This is a genomic window from uncultured Pseudoflavonifractor sp. (genome assembly GCF_944387805.1).
In the GTDB taxonomy this organism is placed as follows: domain Bacteria; phylum Bacillota; class Clostridia; order Oscillospirales; family Oscillospiraceae; genus Pseudoflavonifractor.
Genome location: NZ_CALXGI010000051.1, coordinates 1 through 19,415 on the forward strand (window position 1 = coordinate 1; position 19,415 = coordinate 19,415).

The following is a 19,415-nucleotide window of genomic DNA, read 5'->3' on the forward strand; positions in this document are numbered from 1 at the left end:
CTTTAGGGGTATTGTCTGTATTATGCCCTTATAGGGCTTAATCAAGCCTCCGGCTTAGCCGGAGGTTGTGACTTTATTTTCTGACAGTATTATAAGATATACGAGCACGTATATCAATAGACATACTTGCCAATAATACGCGCGCGTATATATGCAGCTTGCCATATTTTTGCCAGCAGCCAGCTGTGATATGGTACGGAACATGAGGAGGAGAGACGATGCCTACTTCTGATGCACAGAAAAAAGCAAATGACAAGTGGCGCAGCAAGTTTGAGGAGATTCGGGGCTTTCGGGTTACGCCTGAAAAGAAACAAAAGATGCTGGCATATATAGAGACGACAGGGGAGTCCATGAATACCTTCCTGAACCGGGCCGTAGATGAGGCGATGGAACGCGGCTCAAAATGACGGTGTGATCGGCATATAGTGTAATCAGCAAAAGAAAGGAGCTGCCTCCTGTGGGAGGCAGCTCCTGCTATTTTGTTATCCGGCGTATCGAATCGCGATGTCCATGGTCTCGGTAAGGCCGGTTTCCAAACTGGTGATATATACCGTAACAACAGTATTCTCGGCGGTAGAGTTCATAACATAGAAACCCAGCGTGAGGTAGTCACCGACTGCAAGGTAACGAGTGTCCGTTTCCGATGTGGAAATGGAGTAATACTTCGTGATGCATTCGGGCTTTACATACCCTTGGGCAGTGATGTCGCTTTTGGCGATGTTTGCATCGGCATCAGGATAAACGTAGATGTTGCCGATAACATCAAGGCCATTGCTCGTATAGTGAGCAGAATCCTTGCTGGTAAATTTGGTGCCTTTGTCGGTATACCAAACCTGTGCCAGGCGGTAATACTCCGGGCTGGGAGACACGTAGTAGACCGGCTCGTTATCGGTATCCAGACGGAAATTAGCGGTTTCGCCTTCGGCAGGGCGCCTCTCAAAGACCCTGACCTGTACGGAAAAAATCATTTCGCTATCAACATCGGTGCTGTTATCATAGACCACAGCAGCGCCGCCGGATTTCTTGGCGGTGATGTTGGCGCGGTGATCATCGATAGTAGTGACAGCCGCAATATCGCTCTGGAAAGATTTCCACTTTCCAATTTTAACAAAGCCGCAGTCCTCAGAGTTCAGCGAAAATGTATCACCGGGAAACAAATTGATTTCCAGAGTGGTGCTGCGCACAGTCATCTTGGGGTTGAATGTGGTAGTCATCACGCCGATAATGCCGTTGCCCAGGTCCACATAGACCTGCTGCTCTACCACGTCATCTCCGACAGCCATCTCCGTGCCGGCCGGAATTAACCCTTTGGAACTTTTGCCAGGGCGGACCTGAGTATCATTGACGCCGGGAGCAATTGTTTTGAACGCCTCCTTGACGGAAATGGGATCATCCTTCACGACAATGCCGCCGGGGAGGGTGATCTCCGATCCACTCTGGCCGCTGGAGGAGCTGTCAGAAGAGGTGTCTCCGTTCAGCTTCTGGTCCATGCGCATAAAAACAGTTGCGGCCTCTGCCCGGGTCAGCTCCTTGTTGGGGTTAAAATTGCCTGCAGAGTCGCCCGCCATCAGGCCAATGGCCTGCATATACTTGACGCCTTCCAGCGCCCAGGAAGGGATTGCCGTAATATCGTTGAATGCCGCAGAATTCCCATCCTCTTCGAGGTCTGCGTTGATGCTGTGGAGGTAATTGGAGAGGATAACCGCGATTTGAGCACGTGTCACAACAGAATTGGGGCTGAAGGTATTCGCGCCGGTGCCGGAAACATACCCCTGCTCATAGGCCCAGTCAATGGCGTACGCATACCAGTCAGAGGGCTGCACATCGCTGAAGCTGGCGTCCTTGGCCGAGGATACGTCCGCCTTCGCCACGTTGCTTAAAACCACCACAATCATGCCGCGGGTCATAGGCGTCGAGGGCGAGAAGGTTCCGGCACCGGTGCCGGAAAACATTCCGTGGTTCACGGCGTAGTCCACGGCCTCGGAGTACCAGGCGTCATCAGGCACGTCGGTAAATGCTGCGGCGTGAGCGGCTGTACTGACTGCGGCAATATTGACCGTCATGGCTCCCGCCAGCAAAAGACTGGCAATCTTTCTTTTCATGGATCCTCTCTCCTTGCTTGAAGATGTTTTTGAGGGCCAACCCTCGGGATAACGCAGCAACAATATTTGGAAGGTTACAAGCTGCAGAAACGTTTTCCCTTACTGGACATATATCTTACCATACTGGAGATTTGTATGTAAACGCCTTTCGTGGGAACTTCTGTTTTCGAGTGATTTTTGCAAGGAGTCGGCATCTGCTTTATACCGATTTTTACCTGGTGTTTATCCAAACACAAAACCGGCTTCTGGTGCCGCACAACAGCACAATTTAAAATGACGGTATTTTGTGTGTGCTGCTGCGTGGAAACACCGTCATTGGACTTTTGGGAGATGACGGTGTTTTCCTGTTGCTCAGCATTAAAAATGACGGAGAAATTACTGTTTTTACATTTTCTGAAATGACGAGGTTTTAATGCCGGTTCATTTTTTGGAATGACGGCGTTTTGAAGCATTTGGGTAAAGTGGTTCAGGTTCAGAATGACGGCATTTTACTTTTAAACGAATGGAATCTGTTTTTTGAACTGACGGTGTTTTTACGTCTAAGCTTCGGAAACTCCGTTTTGAGAATGACGGTATAATTGCCATGAAAAAGCTTCGAAGCCATTGCAGCTGCTGCGTTTTTAAATTTATATCATCTACCGCTGAGACCGCTCACAAATTTTTGCGCGAGAGTCACTGGCCCGCCCGTGTTGAATATGTGTTGAACGAGTATAAAATAGTTGGAAAGAAAAGAACGGCTGAACACCAAATCTTGCGGAAGTAAAAGGAATTCCATACATAACTTCTGATGTTTCTGTGATTTTTGATTTCTTACTTGAATGGCATTCAAGAGGTCAGCGGTTCGATCCCGCTTATCTCCACCATATCAAGGAAAAGCGTTTTTGCCTCGCTTCCGAAAGGGAGCGAGGTTTTTGTTTTGTCTGGAAAAGAGACAGGATGCGCCCTGGCGGACGCTTGCCGCCAGGGCGCATCTGCAATTCTCCTCCGCCGGCCATCTGCCTGCTTCGGGGCGGGGAGGGCGTTTAGCCGCTCTTTGACACCCGGCATTAGGGCGTTTTGCCCTGCACCGCGCACGGATGTTATCGGATGGATTTCCCCAGCTCGTAAGCCTGCCGGAGCTCTGGCTTTCCGTTGATGTCGCCGGTATCCATATTTCCACCCGCCAGCACGTGACCAAGATTATTCCAGCGCAGATGTTCTGTCAAGTGGTCATAGTAGCGTACGGCGTCCTCAAAACCGTGCCCTTCTGCGGCCATCAAAAGCACAGCGGCCTTTCCATTGCCGCGCAGCCGGTTCTGACCGCCTTCCTCCAGCGCAAACAGGCGGTCAAGGGCTGTGAGGATCTGGCCGCTCAGGGTCCAGTAGTACAGGGGGCTGGCAAGAACGATTATGTCGCTGTCCAGGACGGCCGGATAGATGCCGTCCATGCCATCCCGCTGGACGCAGGGGTGTTCCTGGGCGCTGTGCCCGCAGAAGCATCCTCTGCAGCCGTGAATGGCCATGCCCTCCAGGAAAAACTCAGTAACAGTGTTGCCAGCGCTTTCCGCGCCCTCCGCAAATGCCGCCGTCAGCGCGGAGGTGTTCCCGTGCTGACGGGGACTGCCGTTCAGGATCACGATTTTTTTGCCCATTGCCAACCACCTACTGCGTCAGATTTTGTCTGCAAGGGCGGCTGCCTGCCGGCACCCGTCCGTCTTTTCAATGTCGCCAACATTCAGTACGCCGGGTACCAGCACCGTACCGACCATGTTCCACTTATTCAGCGCAGCGGTCCGCTCGATAGGGATGCGTACTCCGTCCAGCACAGTCATATCCTCCTCTTCACAGCAGGCGATCAGGGCGCACGCCTTTCCTGCGATATCCTTGCCGCCGACTACCAGGGAGTAGAGCTTGTCAATGACGGATTTGATCTGGGCGGGAATGGAATACCAGTAGACCGGCATGGTAAAGACGATGGCGTCCGCCTCCAGTATGGCTGGGGCGATGGAATTGAAGTCATCGTCAAAGGTGCAGGCTTTGCTGGTTTTGAAGCAGGTCTCGCAGGCGTGACAGCCGCTGATATTCATCATAGCTGCGTCGAACCGGGTTACCTGGTGGCCTTTCGCCTCCGCCGCCTCGATAAAAGCGTCCGTCATAGCAAAGCTGTTTCCGTTTTTGCGGGGGCTGCCTGTAATGACAACAATCTTTTTTCCCATTTCCATATTCCTCCTTGCCAGGGAGATTGATCTCTCCGGAACTTGATAGTATAATCATAGCTAGAATGAGGTAAAAAACAAGTACGCACATAAAAGTGCGATACTTACATATAAATCTCATACTATCTTAAAGGAGAGTATAAAATGAGAGAACGCTGTATTGCAGACGAGAGCCTGGGAACAACCGGATTCAGCTACACCCTTTCGCTGATCAATGGAAAATATAAGATGACCATTCTCTATACGCTGATGGAGTTTGGCGTGGTGCGATTCAATGAGATGAAAAAATACATTGGGGGAATCTCTTACAAGACGCTGAGCACGACGCTGAAGGAGCTGGAGGCGGACCAGCTGGTACACCGGGAGGAATACCCGCAGATCCCGCCCAAGGTGGAGTACAGCCTGACGGAGCGGGGGAAATCGCTGATTCCGATTCTCGACAGAATGTGCGAGTGGGGGGACAACAACCGGCTGTGATGCCGGGGGCGGGATAGCCTGTGGTTGCGTCCGGCGGGAAAATAAGGTACAATCGTACTGGCCGCGCTGCGGAACCTGCATCGCCGGCGGCCCGAAATCCAGACTGGAAGTGGAGAACACCATGAACGAAAAAGAAATCGCGGAAATCCGCCGCCGTTTTCGTCCCGACAAGACCAGCATCACCCATGTGCGGGGCTGCTATGTCAACGAGCTGGGAGAGATTGTGGCCCAGTTCAACCAATCCCTGGCCCTGATGAGCCAGGAGGAGAGCGAGAAATTCCTGGGTATCCTCAAGCGCACCCTGTCGGGCACTCTGGGGAAGAACCTGCTGGACATTGAATTTGCCACCCGGCAGGTGGCAGAAGGGGAGGAGCACAAGCTGCTCATGGCCATGCGCAGCTCGGGCCTGAAGGACGAGGAGGCGGTACAGGCCTTCTTCCAGAAGGTTATCGGCTCCCTGACCATGGAGGGCAACTATCTGATTCTCCTGGCCCATGACGCCTACGACGTGCCCTACCGAGCAAAGGACGGGGTGGAGATGGAGGACAGCTCTGAGCAGGTCTACTCCTACATCCTGTGCAGCATCTGCCCGGTGAAGCAGACCAAGCCCGCCCTGAGCTACCACGTGCAGGAGAACGAATTCCGTAACCGGACCGCCGACTGGCTGGTGTCCGCCCCCGAGCTGGGGTTCCTGTTCCCGGCCTTTGACGACCGCAGCACCAACCTCTACAACGCCCTTTACTACAACAAGGACGTCAAGGAGAACCACAAGGACTTTGTGGACGCGGTGTTCCGCGCGGAGATTCCCATGCCCGCTGCAGCCCAGAAGGAGACCTTCCAGTCTATCCTGGGGGACGCCCTGGCCGAGGACTGCCGCTTCGACGTGGTGCAGGCGGTGCAGGACCAGCTGTGCGGCCTTATCGAGGAGCACAAGGCCAGCCACGAGGAGGAGCCCCTGGTGGTGTCCAAGGGCACGGTGAAGAGCGTGCTCCGGTCCTGCGGCGTGGCCGACTCCCACGTGGAGGCCTTTGACGCCAAGTACGACGGCGCGTTCGGCGACGACACCAGGCTCAGCCCCCGCAACCTGGTGGACACCCGCCAGCTGGAGGTGCGTACCCCCGACGTGGTCATCAAGGTGGCCCCCGACCGGGGCGACCTGGTGGAGACCCGGGTCATCGACGGCAAGAAGTACATCCTCATCCGGGCTGACGAGGGCGTGGAGGTAAACGGCGTGGGCATCCACATCGACTGACGGGGGCTGAAAACTGTAAGGTAGAACTACATTACATAGACTGCAATTATAAGCATATATTGAAAAGTAAAGCCGCTCCGCGCTGTGAAGGTTTTTCCTTCACAGCGCGGAGCGGCATTTTGCCATTTGACGGCCCTCTTACACCTGCTCCAGGAAACGGAGGAAGGCGGCGCGGCCCTCGTCAGTGCGCTTGTACACACCGGCGTGCTCCAGAACGGTGGCAAAGACCTTGCCGGTCTCCTGCTTGACAATGTCCAGGGCGTTGTCGGCGGTGATGGTGTAGCTGTCCCTGAAGCCCTCGGCCCAGTCGGCGTGCTTGGCGGTGCGCTCGTCGGCGCGCAGGTCGGCGCCGGATACCAGCGCGTCGGCCACGGCGGTCAGCTCCTCCTTCAGGCGGGCGGGGAGCACGGCCAGACCCATGACCTCGATGAGGCCGATGTTCTCCTTCTTGATGTGGTGGAGCTCGGCGTGGGGGTGGTACACGCCCAGGGGGTGCTCCTCGGTGGTGATGTTGTTGCGCAGCACCAGGTCCAGCTCATAGCGGCTGTCCCGCATGCGGGCGATGGGGGTGATGGTGTTGTGGGGCACACCCTCGGTCTCAGCGAAGATGAAGGCGGCCTCGTCAGTGTAGCCACGCCAGGAGGTCAGGATGCGGTCGGCCAGCTCCACCAGCCGCTCCGGGTTGCCGCAGGAGATGCGGATGACAGACATGGGCCACTTGACGATGCCGGCCTTGACGTCGGCAAAGCCGGGGAAGATGAACTCCTGCTCAATGGGGGCCTTGGCCATGGCGAAGGTATAGTGGCCGCCCTGGAAGTGGTCGTGGGCTAGGATGGAACCGCCCACGATGGGCAGGTCGGCGTTGGAGCCTACGAAGTAGTGGGGGAACTGGCCCACAAAGTCCAGCAGCTTGGCGAAGCAGGCCCGGTCGATCTTCATGGGGGTGTGCTCGCTGTTGAGGCAGATGCAGTGCTCGTTGTAGTAGACGTAGGGGGAGTACTGCAGGAACCAGGGAGAGCCGTTAATGGTGATGGGCACGATGCGGTGGTTCTGCCGGGCGGGGTGGTTGACCCGGCCGGCGTAGCCCTCGTTCTCGGCGCACAGCTGGCAGCGGGGATAGGCGGAGGCGGGCAGGTTGCGGGCGGCGGCGATGGCCTTGGGGTCCTTCTCCGGCTTGGAGAGGTTGATGGTGATGTCCAGGTCGCCGTACTCGGTGGGGGTGACCCACTTCATGTCCTTGGCAATCCGGTCCCGGCGGATGTAGTTGGTGTCCTGGCTGAACTGGTAGTACCAGTCGGTGGCCTTCTGGGGGCTCTGGGCGTAGAGGGTCTTGAACTTCTCCACCACCTGGGCGGGGCGGGGGGTGAGACGGCCCATGAGCATGGTGTCGAACAGGTCACGGTAGACCACGGAGTCCTCGGGCAGAACGCCCCGGGCGTGGGCGTCATCCATCAGCTCGCCCAGCACGGCGGCCAGGTCGATGTCCCCGGACACAGGGGTCTCGGGGGCGGTATAGCTGTCCAGCTTGAGGGCCTCCAGCAGGGTGTTCACGGCCCAGTTCCGCTCGCAGGGCTCAATCAGGCCGGTGCGCTCGGCGTAGGCCACCAGGCTTGCAATGGCGGTGTCGATCATGTCTATCAACCTCACATTTTAATCTTCGCCTCTCAGGCGTTGTAGCCGTTGGGGTGGGCCCTGTGCCAGGCCCAGGCGGTGGAGATGATGGTCTCCAGGTTGTCGTACTGGGGCTTCCAGCCCAGGACGGTCTTGGCCTTCTCCGAGGAGGCCACCAGCTGGGCCGGGTCGCCGGCCCGGCGGGGGGAGACCACGGCGGGGATGGGGTGGCCGGTCACCTTGCGGGCGCACTCGATGACTTCTTTTACCGTGAAGCCCACGCCGTTGCCCAGGTTGAACACGTTGTTTTCCCCGCCCTGGAGCAGGTAGTCCAGGGCCAGGATGTGGGCCTGGGCCAGGTCGGTGACGTGGATGTAGTCCCGGACGCAGGTGCCGTCCCGGGTGGGGTAGTCGTCGCCAAACACGCTCACCGCCTCACGCTGGCCGTTGGGCACCTGGAGGATGATGGGCACCAGGTGGGTCTCCGGGTTGTGAGCCTCGCCGATGGCGCCGGAGGGATGGGCGCCGCAGGCGTTGAAGTACCGCAGAGCCACATACCGCAGTCCGTGGGCACGGGACACCCAGCTCATCATGTGCTCCATGGCCAGCTTGGTCTCGCCGTAGCAGTTGGTGGGCTGGGTCTTGTCGCCCTCCAGAATGGGCACCTGCTCGGGCTCTCCGTAGGTGGCAGCAGTGGAGGAAAATACAATCTTGTCCACACCGTGGGCCACCATGGAGGCCAGGAGCACCATGGTGCCGCCCAGGTTGTTGTCGTAGTACTTGAGGGGATTGGTCATGCTCTCGCCCACCTGGGAGGAGGCGGCGAAGTGGATGACGCCGTCGATGTGCTCCTTCTCGAACAGGGCGTCCATGGCGGCGCGGTCCCGGATGTCCGCCTGATAAAACCGGGCCTTGGGGTGGACCGCCGCCTTGAAGCCGGTCTGAAGGTTGTCGGCCACGACCACGTCCCGGCCCGCATCGACGAGCTCATATACCGTGTGGGAGCCAATATACCCGGCCCCGCCCAATACCAGAATTGCCATGAGAAATTACCTCCTGATTTTTGTGTTCGGCAACGGATCAGCCCGCCACCAGGCAGCCGCCTTCGGGGCGGATGGACAGCATATGGCACATGTCCCTGCCCAGCAGCCGCTCCATGGCGTCCAGGAAGGCGGGCAGCTTGTCGTTGGGCACAAAGGCCTGGACAGTGCCGGCGAAGCCGCCGCCGTGGACCCGGACGGCGCCGGTGCCCTGGAGCACCTCTTCAGCCGCCCACAGCACCATGGGGATGGCCTGCTGCCTGGGGTCGGAGGGGGCGAAGGTGTTCTGGAGGTACAGGCTGGAAGACAGGCCGGAGGCCCGCACCAGAGCCAGGAAGGCGGCGAAGTCGCCCTTCTCCAGGGCCTGAGCCTCCTGGACAGCCCGGCGGTTCTCGTCAAAGAAGTGGATGGCCCGCAGCACGGCCCGGTCGCCCAGGGCCTTGCGCAGCTCGGGGATGGTGGCCCGGAAGGTGGTCTCGTCCACGTCCCGCAGCACCTCCTTGCCGAAGCAGGCTGCCACCGACTTCATCTCGTTGGTGATGGCGGCGTAAGCGTCAGTCAGGTCGGCGTGGTCGGCGCCCGAGTTGATGATGCACAGGGTGTGGCCGGTGGCGGGAAAGTCGAAGTCCACCTTGCGAACCACGGGGTTGGACGGGTCCTTGAAATCGATGGACACCACGCCGCCCACAGCGGAAGCGGTTTCGTCCATCAGGCCGCAGGGCTTGCCGAAGAACACGTTCTCGGCGTACTGGCCGATCTGGGCCACCTGGACGGGGGTAAAGACCTGGTTGCAGAAGAGCACGTTGAAGATGGTGCCCACCAGCACCTCGTAGGCGGCGGAGGAGGACAGGCCGGACCCGGCAGGCACAGAGGAGCAGACGTAGGCGTCAAAACCGGCGGGAGCCTGGCCCAGCTCGGTCATCCGGGCGGCCACGCCCCGCACCAGGGAGGCGGAGGTCTCCTTCTCGTTCTCAACGGGGGAGAGGTTGGACAGGTCCACCGTCAGCACCGGGTAACCCTCCGAGTGGATGCGTACCTGGTTGGTGCCGTTGGGGGCGGCCACGGACAGCATATCCATGTTCACACTGGCGGCCAGCACGCAGCCATGCTGGTGGTCAGTATGGTTGCCGCCCAGCTCAGTGCGGCCGGGGCTGCTGAACAGGGCCACCTGGACGTCGTCCCCGGCGGAGAAAAGGGCCTGGTAGCGCTTCACCGCCTCAATGGCCCGGGCGCGGACGGCCTCCAGTTTCTCGCCGCCATTGCAGCAGTACAGATGGTTGAGCCGCTTGTCCCAGCTGCCAGCTGCCAGCTGAGTTATCAGTGTTTTACAGGAAAGCATACAATCACTCCCGGTCAAATTATAGTTGTGCTTGTTGTGTCTCTAGTATATTTAATTTTTACTAAAAATTCAACAGCAATTTTCAGCCCACAGAGAAGTTCAGCGTTCCACACAAAAAGAGCTGGACTGATTGTGCAGAAAAGCAAAGAACAGGGCGAACCTACCGGCGAGAGGGGGGAGCTGTGCTCTCTCGGATAGCCAGAGTGGGAGGGACCACCACTTTCTGGGGGAGAGTACGCGCCGGCCGGCCCGCAACAGCGGAGGTCCGCTCCCCCAGCAGCCCCACAGCGGTACGGGCCATCTCGTCGGCGTGGGTAGACACTGACGTGAGGGGCGGGGTAATGAGCTGGGACAGGGGAGTGTCGTTGAAAGACACCAGGGACACATCCCTGGGTACAGACAGCCCTCTGGCCTCCAGAGCCCGGCTGGCGCCCATGGCATTCTCTTCATTGGCGGTCAGGAAGGCGGTGGGCGGATCGGGACACCGGTCCAGGAAGGCGGACATTGCCGCCGCTGTGGCCCGGCTTTCCATGGGTGCCTCCACCAGCAGAGACGGGTTCAGCAGGCCCCGCTCCTCCATCATGGACATGAAGCAGCTCCGCCGCACCTCAGGGGCGGGTTCCTTGCAGTCTCCCAGCTTCTCCGCCGGACCGATGAAGCCGATGCGGGTGTGGCCCAGAGAGAGAAGATGGTCCAGGGCCAGACGGATGCCCAGAGCGTAGTTAAGCACCACCGAGTCGAACCTGGCCTCGTCGGGGGAGGAGTCCAGAAACACCAGGTTGGGACTGACAGCGGCCAAAGCTTCCTGCTGTTTCCGCGTAAAGATGCCGATGGCTACAATGCCATCCAGCGCAGCGCTCTCCGGCGGAGCGAAGCCCTCGTCATCCTGCCGCTCCAGGGGGAGAAAGGCGTACTTGCGTTCGCCGCAGGCCTGCTCCACAAAGTTGCGCAGATAGAGGTAGTAGGGGTCGGCCAGCTGCTGCTCCGGCGTGAGCATCTCGGCCACCCCCACCCGCAGCAGCATTTTGGGCGACCGTCCCCGGCGGCTGCGGGTGGCGGCATAATCCAGACGTCCAGCCTCCTCCAGGACCCGCTTTCTGGCCTCGTCACTTACTGTTAACGACGGATCCCCTGTCAGAATGCGGGAGATGGTGGCTGGGGAGTAGCCCGTGCGGTCGGAGAGCTCTTTCAGCGTTGCCATAACGGACCTCCTTTTTTTAGTAAAAAAATTATACCACACTTTGCCCAAAGAGACAAGAAAGAAAAGGAAGATTAACGGGGTTTTGCCAAGACAATGTAAAAGTATTGTAAAGTCTATTGACGCTCGATTTTACAATTTGATATACTACTCCTGTATCGTTTTACAGAAATTATACAGAGAGGGTTATGCACATGATGGACGACGCCTCATTCCGGCGCCCGCCACAGCTGCCTGACGGACAAATGATGAAAAAGAGAGTATGACCTGCGTTCCGGTTTTCGGAAGGCGGGCTGTACTCTTTTTATTTTTGTCCGGCTGGCGGAAAGAATTTAAGATGTGTGTAAAGGAGTAAGGAGAAAGAGAATGAAAATTACCGACATATTGAGTCTGCTGGGCGGTCTGGCCCTGTTCCTCCATGGTATGCAGATGATGAGCTCCGGCCTGGAGGCCGCCGCAGGCAACCGCATGAAGAGCATTCTGGAGAAGCTCACGTCAAACCGCCTGCTGGGTGTGCTGGTGGGCGCGGTCATCACTGCTGTGATTCAGTCCTCTTCGGCCACCACGGTCATGGTGGTGGGCTTCGTCAACTCGGGCATGATGACCCTGCGCCAGGCCGTGTGGATTATCATGGGCGCTAATATCGGCACCACTATCACCGGCCAGCTCATTGCTCTGGATGTGGGCGTTCTGGCCCCGCTGATTGCCTTTGTGGGTATTGCGCCGATGGTGTTCATGAAAAACCCCAAGGTTCATCACATCGGCAGCATCCTGGCCGGTCTAGGTATTCTGTTTATCGGCATGGATATGATGAGTGCCGCCATGGAGCCCCTGCGGGATTCGGAGACCTTTATTAACCTGGTCTCCACCTTCTCCAACCCTCTGGTGGGCATCCTCACCGGCGCTATTTTCACTGCCATCATTCAGTCCTCCTCCGCGTCGGTTGGTATTCTTCAGGCCCTGGCGATGAGCGGCGTAGTGACGCTGCCCACCGCCGTGTACGTCCTCTTTGGTCAGAACATCGGCACCTGTATCACCGCTGTGCTGGCTGCCATCGGCACGAGCCGCAACGCCAAGCGCACCACCATTATCCATCTTTCCTTTAACATTATCGGCACTATCATCTTTACCATTGCCTGTATGGCCACGCCGCTGACCAGCTTTGTTGCGAGCCTGACGCCGGACAATGCCGCCGCTCAGATCGCCAACATGCACACCCTCTTCAATGTGGTCACCACCATTCTGCTCCTTCCTGTGGGTGGAGAGCTGGTCAAGCTGGCCATGCGTATCCTGCCTGACCGCCAGGAGGAAAAGGAGGAGGGCATGCACCTGGAGTACATCAAGCCCATCTCCGTGGACAAGGACCGCTCCATCGCCATTGGTACCTCCGCCATCTACCTCAACCAGATCCGGGAGGAGCTCCAGCGCATGCTGGGTAAGGCCCGCAGCAACATTGACCTGGCTTTCCGGGCTGTGCTGGAGGTCAAACCCGACCTGCTGGGCAAGGCTGAAGAGACAGAGACCTATATCGACTATCTGAACAAGGAGATCTCCCAGTATATTTCTAAGGTTATTTCCCACGAGACCAACGAGACCGACTCCGCCGCCGTGTCCGCCTACTTCAAGATTACCGGCAACATCGAGCGTATCGGCGACCACGCCATCAATATTTGCGAGTACAGTACTATGATGGATCAGAAGGGAATCAAATTTTCCGAGGGCGCCAAGGAAGAACTGCGCAAAATGCGGGAGGTGTGCCTGAAGGCGCTGGACACCCTGGCCTCCGACTCCGATATTACGCAGGACTGGCTCGGCTCTATGGAGAAGCTGGAGCAGCGTATTGACGACATGACTGCCGAATTCCGTCAGAGCCAGCTGGACCGCATGAAGCAGGGCTCCTGCTCTGACGAGGCCTGCATTCTCTTCTCCGAACTGCTCACTGACTTTGAGCGTATCGGCGACCACGCGCTGAACATTGCCCAGGAGCGTATGGCAGCTGCCCCTGCACAGTAACATACCTCACAACAGTACAGCCCAGTCCCGAGAGGGGCTGGGCTGTTTTGTGATTCTGCCTGTGCCGCGCGCTGAATGATTCCGCAGTCTTCTTTTCGCTGTGAAGCCGGCCATTTCTGCGGGAAATACCCCAGGCGCACAATAAAAGTATTCAGGTTCAATATACAAAGAATAGTAAAAAAGTTTGTGTGCAGCAGCCCAGGCGGGGGAGGTGACAATTTGATATAATCAGTATGTGAAAAAAACCACAATGACAGCGGCGAAAAAAGAATCAGATCTGACACAGAGTATGCGCCGGGCCCGGCGTATGCTCATATATGGATGGAGTGTTGACATGAAAGAAGCGGCGATTCAGTTTGTGCTGAACGGGAACCGGGTCTCCTGTACCTGTAATCCGGACCTGACCCTTCTCCGGTACCTGCGGGGAACAGCTTGTCTGAAGGGCGCCAAGAATGGCTGCGGGACCGGTCACTGCGGCGCCTGCACAGTACTGATGAACGGGCGGCCCATTCGCTCCTGTATCACCAAGATGTCCCGGGTAGATGGGGCGGAGATCCTCACCATTGAAGGCCTGAAGGGGGAGAGCGGCGGCCTCCATCCCATTCAGAAGGCATTTCTGGATGTGGGGGCCATCCAGTGCGGCTTCTGTACGCCGGGCATGGTGCTGGCGGCCAAGGCGCTGCTGGATCAAAACCCCAGTCCTACCGAACAGGAGATTGTAAAAGCGCTGGAGCACAACTACTGCCGCTGCACCGGCTATGTAAAGATTATTGAAGCGGTTTATCTGGCGGCAGCCCGGCTCCGGGGAGAGGAGCCCAGCCAGGAGGAGATTCGGTTCCTGGAGCACAGCACCATCTCTCTGGGGGAGCAGGAGAAGCAGGAACCTCAGGAGCACAGAGTGCTGGGCAAGTCTATCTGGGACCTGGACGGCCCCGCCAAGGCCGATGGTACGCTGGCCTACTGCGGCGACATGGTGCGTAAGGATATGACTTACGGCGCCTTTGTTTGGGCCCCTGCGCCCAAAGGCACGGTCACCGGCCTGGATCTGTCCGAGGCGGCGGCTATGCCCGGGGTGCTGCGGGTTGTCACCGCCAGGGACGTACCCGGCGAGAACCGGCTGGGTACTTTTGACCGGGAGCAGCCTGTGTTCTGTGACCGGGAGTTCAACTTTTTGGGGGACATGCTGGCCCTGGTAGTGGCCGAGAGCGAGGAGCAGGCCAGAGCGGCGGCCCAGGCGGTGAAGGTCAGCTGGCAGGCGGCCGACGGCATCTACACCATTGAGGACGGCATTGCCAAGGGAAGCATCCTCATGGAGAACGGCCGCCAGACCGGCGACGTGGAGGCGGCCAAAGGGAAGGCGGCGGTGACCGTGTCCGGCGACTATGAGCTGGAGCGGGTTGAACACGGCTGCCTGGAGCCGGAGTGTGCCCTGGGCTGCATTGAGGATGGAATGCTGACAGTGTACGCCACCACCCAGTCTCCCTTTGAGATCCGGCGGATGCTGAGTTACATCATGGCCATGGATGAGAGTGCCATCAAGGTGGTGGGCACCCATCTGGGCGGCGGCTTCGGCAGCAAGTGCGACGCCCACATCGAGGCGGCTGCTGCTGTGGCGGCCCATGTGATGAACGGTCCGGTGATGATCACCCTGGACCGGCGGGAGTCCCTGCTGCTGTCCACCAAGCGCCACGCCTACCATACCAGCTATAAAGTCGGTTTTAACGCCGACGGCACCTTCTCCTATCTGGACGCATCCCTGTGTTCTGACGCCGGCCCCTACAATAACCTGAGCGGCGGCGTGCTGATGCAGAGCTGCATTTTTGCCGGCGGCCCCTACCACATCCCCAACATCTCGGTGAAGGGCAAGGCGGTGCGGACCAACAATGTGCTGGGCGGCGCATTCCGAGGCTTTGGCATCAACCAGGGGGCTATCTGCATCGAGACCCTGATGGATGAGGCGGCGGAAAAGCTGGGCTTGGACCCCTTTGAGATCCGCCGGCGCAACGCCCTGCGTATCGGCTCCCGCACCGTGGGCGGCGAGCTGCTCAAGCACAGCGTGGGGCTGGTGGACACCATCAACCTCTGTGAAAAGCTGACCCGGGAGGCGGTGGCAGAGTATGCGCCGCTGTACCCCCAGGGAGACAAAGTCCTGGGCGTTGGTGTGGCCAGCGGCTACAAGAATGTAGGCGTGGGCAAGGGCGTGCCTGACGACGGCGGCTGTATCCTTACTATCAAGGAGGACGGCCGCCTGGAGATGCGGGTGTCCGGTATCGACATGGGCCAGGGCTTCCGCACCGCCATGCTCCAGATCTGCGCCGAGGCCACCGGCTGGAAGACAGAGGACATCGATGTTATCTCGGGTGATACCTCCCGTACTCTCCGGCATGGACAGGCAGTCAGTGAGCGGCAGACCCTCAACTCGGGCCGCGCCGTGGTGGAGGCGGCCGCCCGCCTGAAGGCGGAATGTGAAGCCAAGCCCTGGAAGCCTGGGGAGCGGAGGCAGGCGGAGTATTACTTCGTGGCGCCCCCTACTTATAAGCTGGAGGACGAGGAGGCCCGCCGCACCCAGGGCGATGAGTACCGCAATTATCCCGCCTACGCCTACACCACCCAGGCCGCCATCGTGGAGGTGGACAAATCCAACGGCAGGGTGAAGGTGCTGAAGGTTGTGGCGGCTCACGATGTAGGCCGGGCCATCAACCCCCATATCATTGAAGGCCAGATTGAGGGCAGCTGTTCTATGGGCATCGGCTACGCCCTTCAGGAGTCCTTCCCGTCGGAGAACGGGGTGCCTGTTAACCTGTATTACGGCAAGCTGGGCCTGCCTAAGGCAGGGGAGACTCCGGCCTATGAAATCGCCCTGGTGGAGGACCCGGAGCCTCTGGGGCCCTTTGGCGCCAAGGGTATCTCCGAGGTGGCCACTGTGCCCATGACCCCGGCGGTGCTCAACGCCATCCACGACGCCATAGGCGTGAGGATACGCCAACTGCCCGCCACACCTGAGCGGCTGCTGGAAGCCATGCGTCGGGGATAAGGAGGTCGGGCGGCAATGCTCAGCGTTAAAAGCCTGCTGGGGCTGGAGTGCTTCCAGTGTATCACGCTGGAGGCGGGGAAGGGCGGGCTGCACCGCCGTATCTCCTGGCCCAATATCGCCCAGACGGCCAGCATCCGGGAGTGGCTGGTGGGCGGAGACGTAATACTGATGAGCGGGGTAGGGCTGGACCACTCCGCCGGATTCCTCAATGGCCTGATTGAACAGGCTGTCGCCGGGGACGCCGCGTGCCTCATCGTCCTGCTCCACCAGGACCTAATTCCCGAGATTCCGCCGGAGACCGCAGCTTATGCAGACGCATGCGCATTTCCACTGTTTTCCGCGCCCTGGGACCTCCAGTTGGCCACACTGATAGGCGAGGTCTCATCCCTCATTCTCCAAGACCAGTACGGCGAAAACCTGATGAACGAGCTGCTGGAAATGCTGCTGTTCAAACGGGAACTAATTCCGGAGGATTTAATGCCCAACCTGGTGGAGAAGTACCGCCTGAAGGGCCCGCACATTGTGGTGACTGCTGCGTGCAGCTGGGTTAACAGGGGTGTGGACACACCTATGCGCCTGGCGGAGCTGCCCATTCGGCGGCAGGTCAACAGCATGATGATACAGATCCTGAAAGGGGCTTTTCCCCACACCTATTACATCAATCGGGACTGGAATCTGATATTTCTCATTGGACTCCAGCCTGGCCGGGAATGGCAGCTCCGCCAGGCATTGCAGGCAATTCGGAGCCGGGCGGCAGAGGCCTATCATAACCTGCGGGTGCGATTTGGCGCAGGAAATATTTATCGGGAGCCTGAGCAGTTTGCCCGCAGCTGTCAGGAGGCCACCAAGGCCCTGAGCCTGTGCGGCGAGGAGAACATTACCTTTTTCTCTGATCTGGGTATCTTCCAACTGCTGATGGAGCTGCCTGATCAGCGGCGCATCCGGGAGTACGCGGCCGAAGCGCTGGCACCTCTGCTGGAATATGACGCAAAGTATAAGAAAAATCTGCTGCGAACTCTGGAGATCTATCTTCAGACCAATTGCAGTTATAAGAAAACAGCGGAGATGATGTATCTCCACCGCAATACGCTGACCTATCAGATTGATAAAATCCGCAGCCTGCTGGGCGTGTCCCTGGAGGATGCGGAGGTACGTAACCATCTCTACAACTGCCTGAAGCTCTATCGGTACAGCCGGGAGCGGCAGGGTGTTTTGCTGGAGAACGGTGTGTGAACGGCACGAGATGGAGAATCGTTGTCCAAGCATGGCATTCAAGGCATGTCAGAATAAAACCATATTTTTAAGGAGGACATCCAGATGAAAGCGTACTTCAACAACGTGCAGAAAGAGGTTCCCCAGCAGCTCCGGGAGGTGTTTCTTGACCCCAAGGACACTGCGGTCATCACCATCGATATGCACGATGGACATCTCTCCGAGGACCCTGATTGCCCCTGCCCCTCTCCCCGCGGCCGCGAGATCGTGGAGCCTCTGAACAATTTTATGGCCGAGTGCCGCAAGCTTGGCATGCCCATCATCCATGTGCGCTCCACTCTGCGCAGGGATGGTGCGGACGAGAAGCTCTATCCATCCGCCTGGCGCATGGTGTTCCCCATGACTGTGGGCGAGATCCCCAATATTGCCGAGCACGCCCTGGAGGGGACCCGTTGGAATAAGATGTCCATTGACGTCCATGATGAGGACTACATGGTCACCACCAAGAAGCGCCTGTCCGCCTTCTATCCCACCGACATGGAATTGCTGCTGCGCAACCTGGGCATCCGCCGGGTGGTGCTCACCGGCTGCATGACCGACTGCTGCGTTATCAACACCGCCTTTGACGCTGCCAACCGGGACTTCCGCGTGGTAGTTCCCCAGGATCTGACCCGCGGCTCCGAGCACTTAGAGATCCCTGCCCTTCAGATGATCTCCCTCCACCTGGGCCTGGTGGTGGACTCCGCCGACCTGCTGGAGTACTGGAAGCGGGCCCTGTAACGGAATGGGGAGGGGAATCGTATGAAACACACGCCCAAAAGCCTGATCCTGCGCTGCCTGGTTATTCTTCTGGGGACCATTATAGCGGCCTTTGGATGCGCGTCCTTTGTCAAGTGTTCTTCTCTGGGCCTGGCACCTGTGGACGCCTTCATCATGGGGCTGGGCGGCAAACTGGGCACCAGCTACGGCGTAACGCTGAACATCGTCAACATCATCCTCTTTGTCTTTTTGCTGATCTTTAATCGCAAAATGATCCACTTCGGCACTGTTATCTACACCCTGCTGGTGGGCACCTTCTCCGACCTGTTTATCGCCCTGCTCACCCAGGTGCTGGGGGAAGACCCGGCGCTGCCGGTCAAGGTGGTCCTGCTCCTCATCGCGGTAGTGACCTTCGCCTTCGGACTGGGCCTCTACCAGTCTGCTCAGCTGGGCGCCGGTCCCATCGACGGCTTCAACCAGACTATCTCCAAGTGGACCAAAATTCCCCTCAAGTACGAGCGGATTGGCTGTGATGTGCTCATGGCCCTGATGGGCTTCCTGCTGGGCAGCACCATCTTTGTGGGCACGATTCTGGGTATGTTTGCCGTAGGTCCCATCATGGGGCCCACCATCACCCGGCTGGCCCCTGTGGTGGACAAGTGGGCAGACGGGGATTCCGCCGAAGCGAATAAAGTCTCCGGCTGAGCTCCGACCAAGTACAAATTGCAAAAACTGAACGGGTCCGGTAAAAACGGACAGTGACAAAGTGCCCCCTGATGTAGAAAAACAGAACTGCATCAGGGGGTATTGTTATGGAGGAGAGGCGCCGGGCCAGCGGCGCCTCTCCTCCTAAAACTTGATACTTTCTTTTGTGCCGGCCCTACAAGCTGGGGCAGTTCAAAGCGCTGGCCGGAGCTCTTGACGCGCATTACATTCCCATAGTATCCGAGAGATTTTCCACGACCTCCCCCACAGCCTTGATGGCCTTATCGGCAGCCCGCTTGATCTCGCGTTTCCTGGAGCCTGTCATAGCCATCCCCAGGGCGGCTCCGGCCACCATTCCCATTCCAATGCCAGCGATAAATTGGTGCTTTGTCATAGCTTTATGCCTCCTATTACAATAAATTTGGACAGGAAAGCCGGGCAGCCAGTCCGGCTTTCTTTCCATCTCGTGCCTAAGCTA

16 protein-coding genes are annotated in these 19,415 nt (G+C 58.3%); 8 read left to right on the top strand and 8 right to left on the bottom strand.

The genetic code is table 11. The annotated features are described in order from the left end of the window. The first annotated feature begins 218 nt into the window (after positions 1 to 218). Positions 219 to 407 (top strand): hypothetical protein, encoded by a 189-nt coding sequence (locus Q0K06_RS10765; protein WP_006575151.1) that lies wholly within the window; start codon positions 219 to 221, stop codon positions 405 to 407. 75 nt (positions 408 to 482) lie between these two features. Here Q0K06_RS10765 and Q0K06_RS10770 read toward each other — a convergent pair whose 3' ends face one another. The 3 genes from Q0K06_RS10770 to Q0K06_RS10780 all read right to left on the bottom strand — a co-directional run bounded on the left by Q0K06_RS10770 (position 483) and on the right by Q0K06_RS10780 (position 4,297). Further along, positions 483 to 2,102 carry an S-layer homology domain-containing protein gene (locus tag Q0K06_RS10770; protein ID WP_294552215.1) on the bottom strand — a complete coding sequence of 540 codons (1,620 nt, stop codon included), beginning with the start codon at positions 2,100 to 2,102 and terminating at the stop codon, positions 483 to 485. A 1,079-nt stretch (positions 2,103 to 3,181) separates the two neighbouring features. Beyond that, positions 3,182 to 3,733 (bottom strand): flavodoxin family protein, encoded by a 552-nt coding sequence (locus tag Q0K06_RS10775; protein ID WP_294552218.1) that lies wholly within the window; start codon positions 3,731 to 3,733, stop codon positions 3,182 to 3,184. 18 nt (positions 3,734 to 3,751) lie between these two features. Next, positions 3,752 to 4,297: a flavodoxin family protein gene (locus Q0K06_RS10780; RefSeq protein ID WP_294552221.1), complete on the bottom strand. Its 546-nt coding sequence runs from the start codon at positions 4,295 to 4,297 to the stop codon at positions 3,752 to 3,754. 144 nt (positions 4,298 to 4,441) lie between these two features. On the opposite strand from Q0K06_RS10780, the gene Q0K06_RS10785 reads away from it, so the two are divergent. Beyond that, on the top strand, positions 4,442 to 4,774 hold the full coding sequence (locus Q0K06_RS10785) for a helix-turn-helix domain-containing protein (protein WP_294552224.1): 333 nt from the start codon (positions 4,442 to 4,444) through the stop codon (positions 4,772 to 4,774). Between the two features lie 121 nt (positions 4,775 to 4,895). Further along, a complete protein-coding gene (locus tag Q0K06_RS10790) occupies positions 4,896 to 6,026 on the top strand; it encodes a DUF4317 domain-containing protein (protein WP_294552227.1) in 1,131 nt (376 codons plus the stop codon). Positions 6,027 to 6,164: 138 nt separating this feature from the next. On the opposite strand, the gene galT is transcribed toward Q0K06_RS10790, so the two are convergent. From galT to Q0K06_RS10810, 4 genes are all read right to left on the bottom strand, one after another. Then, a complete protein-coding gene (gene galT / locus Q0K06_RS10795; RefSeq protein WP_294552254.1) occupies positions 6,165 to 7,658 on the bottom strand; it encodes a UDP-glucose--hexose-1-phosphate uridylyltransferase in 1,494 nt (497 codons plus the stop codon). A gap of 32 nt (positions 7,659 to 7,690) precedes the next feature. Beyond that, positions 7,691 to 8,680, bottom strand: a complete 990-nt coding sequence (gene galE, locus Q0K06_RS10800; protein ID WP_294552230.1) for a UDP-glucose 4-epimerase GalE — start codon at positions 8,678 to 8,680, stop codon at positions 7,691 to 7,693. 37 nt (positions 8,681 to 8,717) lie between these two features. Continuing rightward, a complete protein-coding gene (locus Q0K06_RS10805) occupies positions 8,718 to 10,016 on the bottom strand; it encodes a galactokinase family protein (protein ID WP_294552233.1) in 1,299 nt (432 codons plus the stop codon). 160 nt (positions 10,017 to 10,176) lie between these two features. Beyond that, a complete protein-coding gene (locus Q0K06_RS10810; RefSeq protein WP_294552236.1) occupies positions 10,177 to 11,217 on the bottom strand; it encodes a LacI family DNA-binding transcriptional regulator in 1,041 nt (346 codons plus the stop codon). Positions 11,218 to 11,580: 363 nt separating this feature from the next. On the opposite strand from Q0K06_RS10810, the gene Q0K06_RS10815 reads away from it, so the two are divergent. The 5 genes from Q0K06_RS10815 (at position 11,581) to Q0K06_RS10835 (ending at position 18,937) form a co-directional block, all read left to right on the top strand. Then, complete coding sequence (locus Q0K06_RS10815; protein ID WP_294552239.1) at positions 11,581 to 13,227, top strand: Na/Pi cotransporter family protein; 1,647 nt, start codon at positions 11,581 to 11,583, stop codon at positions 13,225 to 13,227. Positions 13,228 to 13,561: 334 nt separating this feature from the next. Further along, a complete protein-coding gene (locus tag Q0K06_RS10820; RefSeq protein WP_294552242.1) occupies positions 13,562 to 16,261 on the top strand; it encodes a molybdopterin cofactor-binding domain-containing protein in 2,700 nt (899 codons plus the stop codon). Between the two features lie 15 nt (positions 16,262 to 16,276). Beyond that, positions 16,277 to 17,494, top strand: a complete 1,218-nt coding sequence (locus Q0K06_RS10825) for a PucR family transcriptional regulator (protein WP_294552245.1) — start codon at positions 16,277 to 16,279, stop codon at positions 17,492 to 17,494. A gap of 84 nt (positions 17,495 to 17,578) precedes the next feature. Then, positions 17,579 to 18,253 carry an isochorismatase family cysteine hydrolase gene (locus Q0K06_RS10830; RefSeq protein WP_294552247.1) on the top strand — a complete coding sequence of 225 codons (675 nt, stop codon included), beginning with the start codon at positions 17,579 to 17,581 and terminating at the stop codon, positions 18,251 to 18,253. A 21-nt stretch (positions 18,254 to 18,274) separates the two neighbouring features. Continuing rightward, a complete protein-coding gene (locus tag Q0K06_RS10835) occupies positions 18,275 to 18,937 on the top strand; it encodes a YitT family protein (RefSeq protein ID WP_294552249.1) in 663 nt (220 codons plus the stop codon). Positions 18,938 to 19,160: 223 nt separating this feature from the next. Here the strand turns inward: Q0K06_RS10835 and Q0K06_RS10840 are convergent, their stop codons facing one another. Then, positions 19,161 to 19,331, bottom strand: coding sequence for a hypothetical protein (locus Q0K06_RS10840; protein ID WP_294552251.1), 171 nt, complete (start codon positions 19,329 to 19,331; stop codon positions 19,161 to 19,163). Between the last annotated feature and the right edge of the window lie 84 nt (positions 19,332 to 19,415).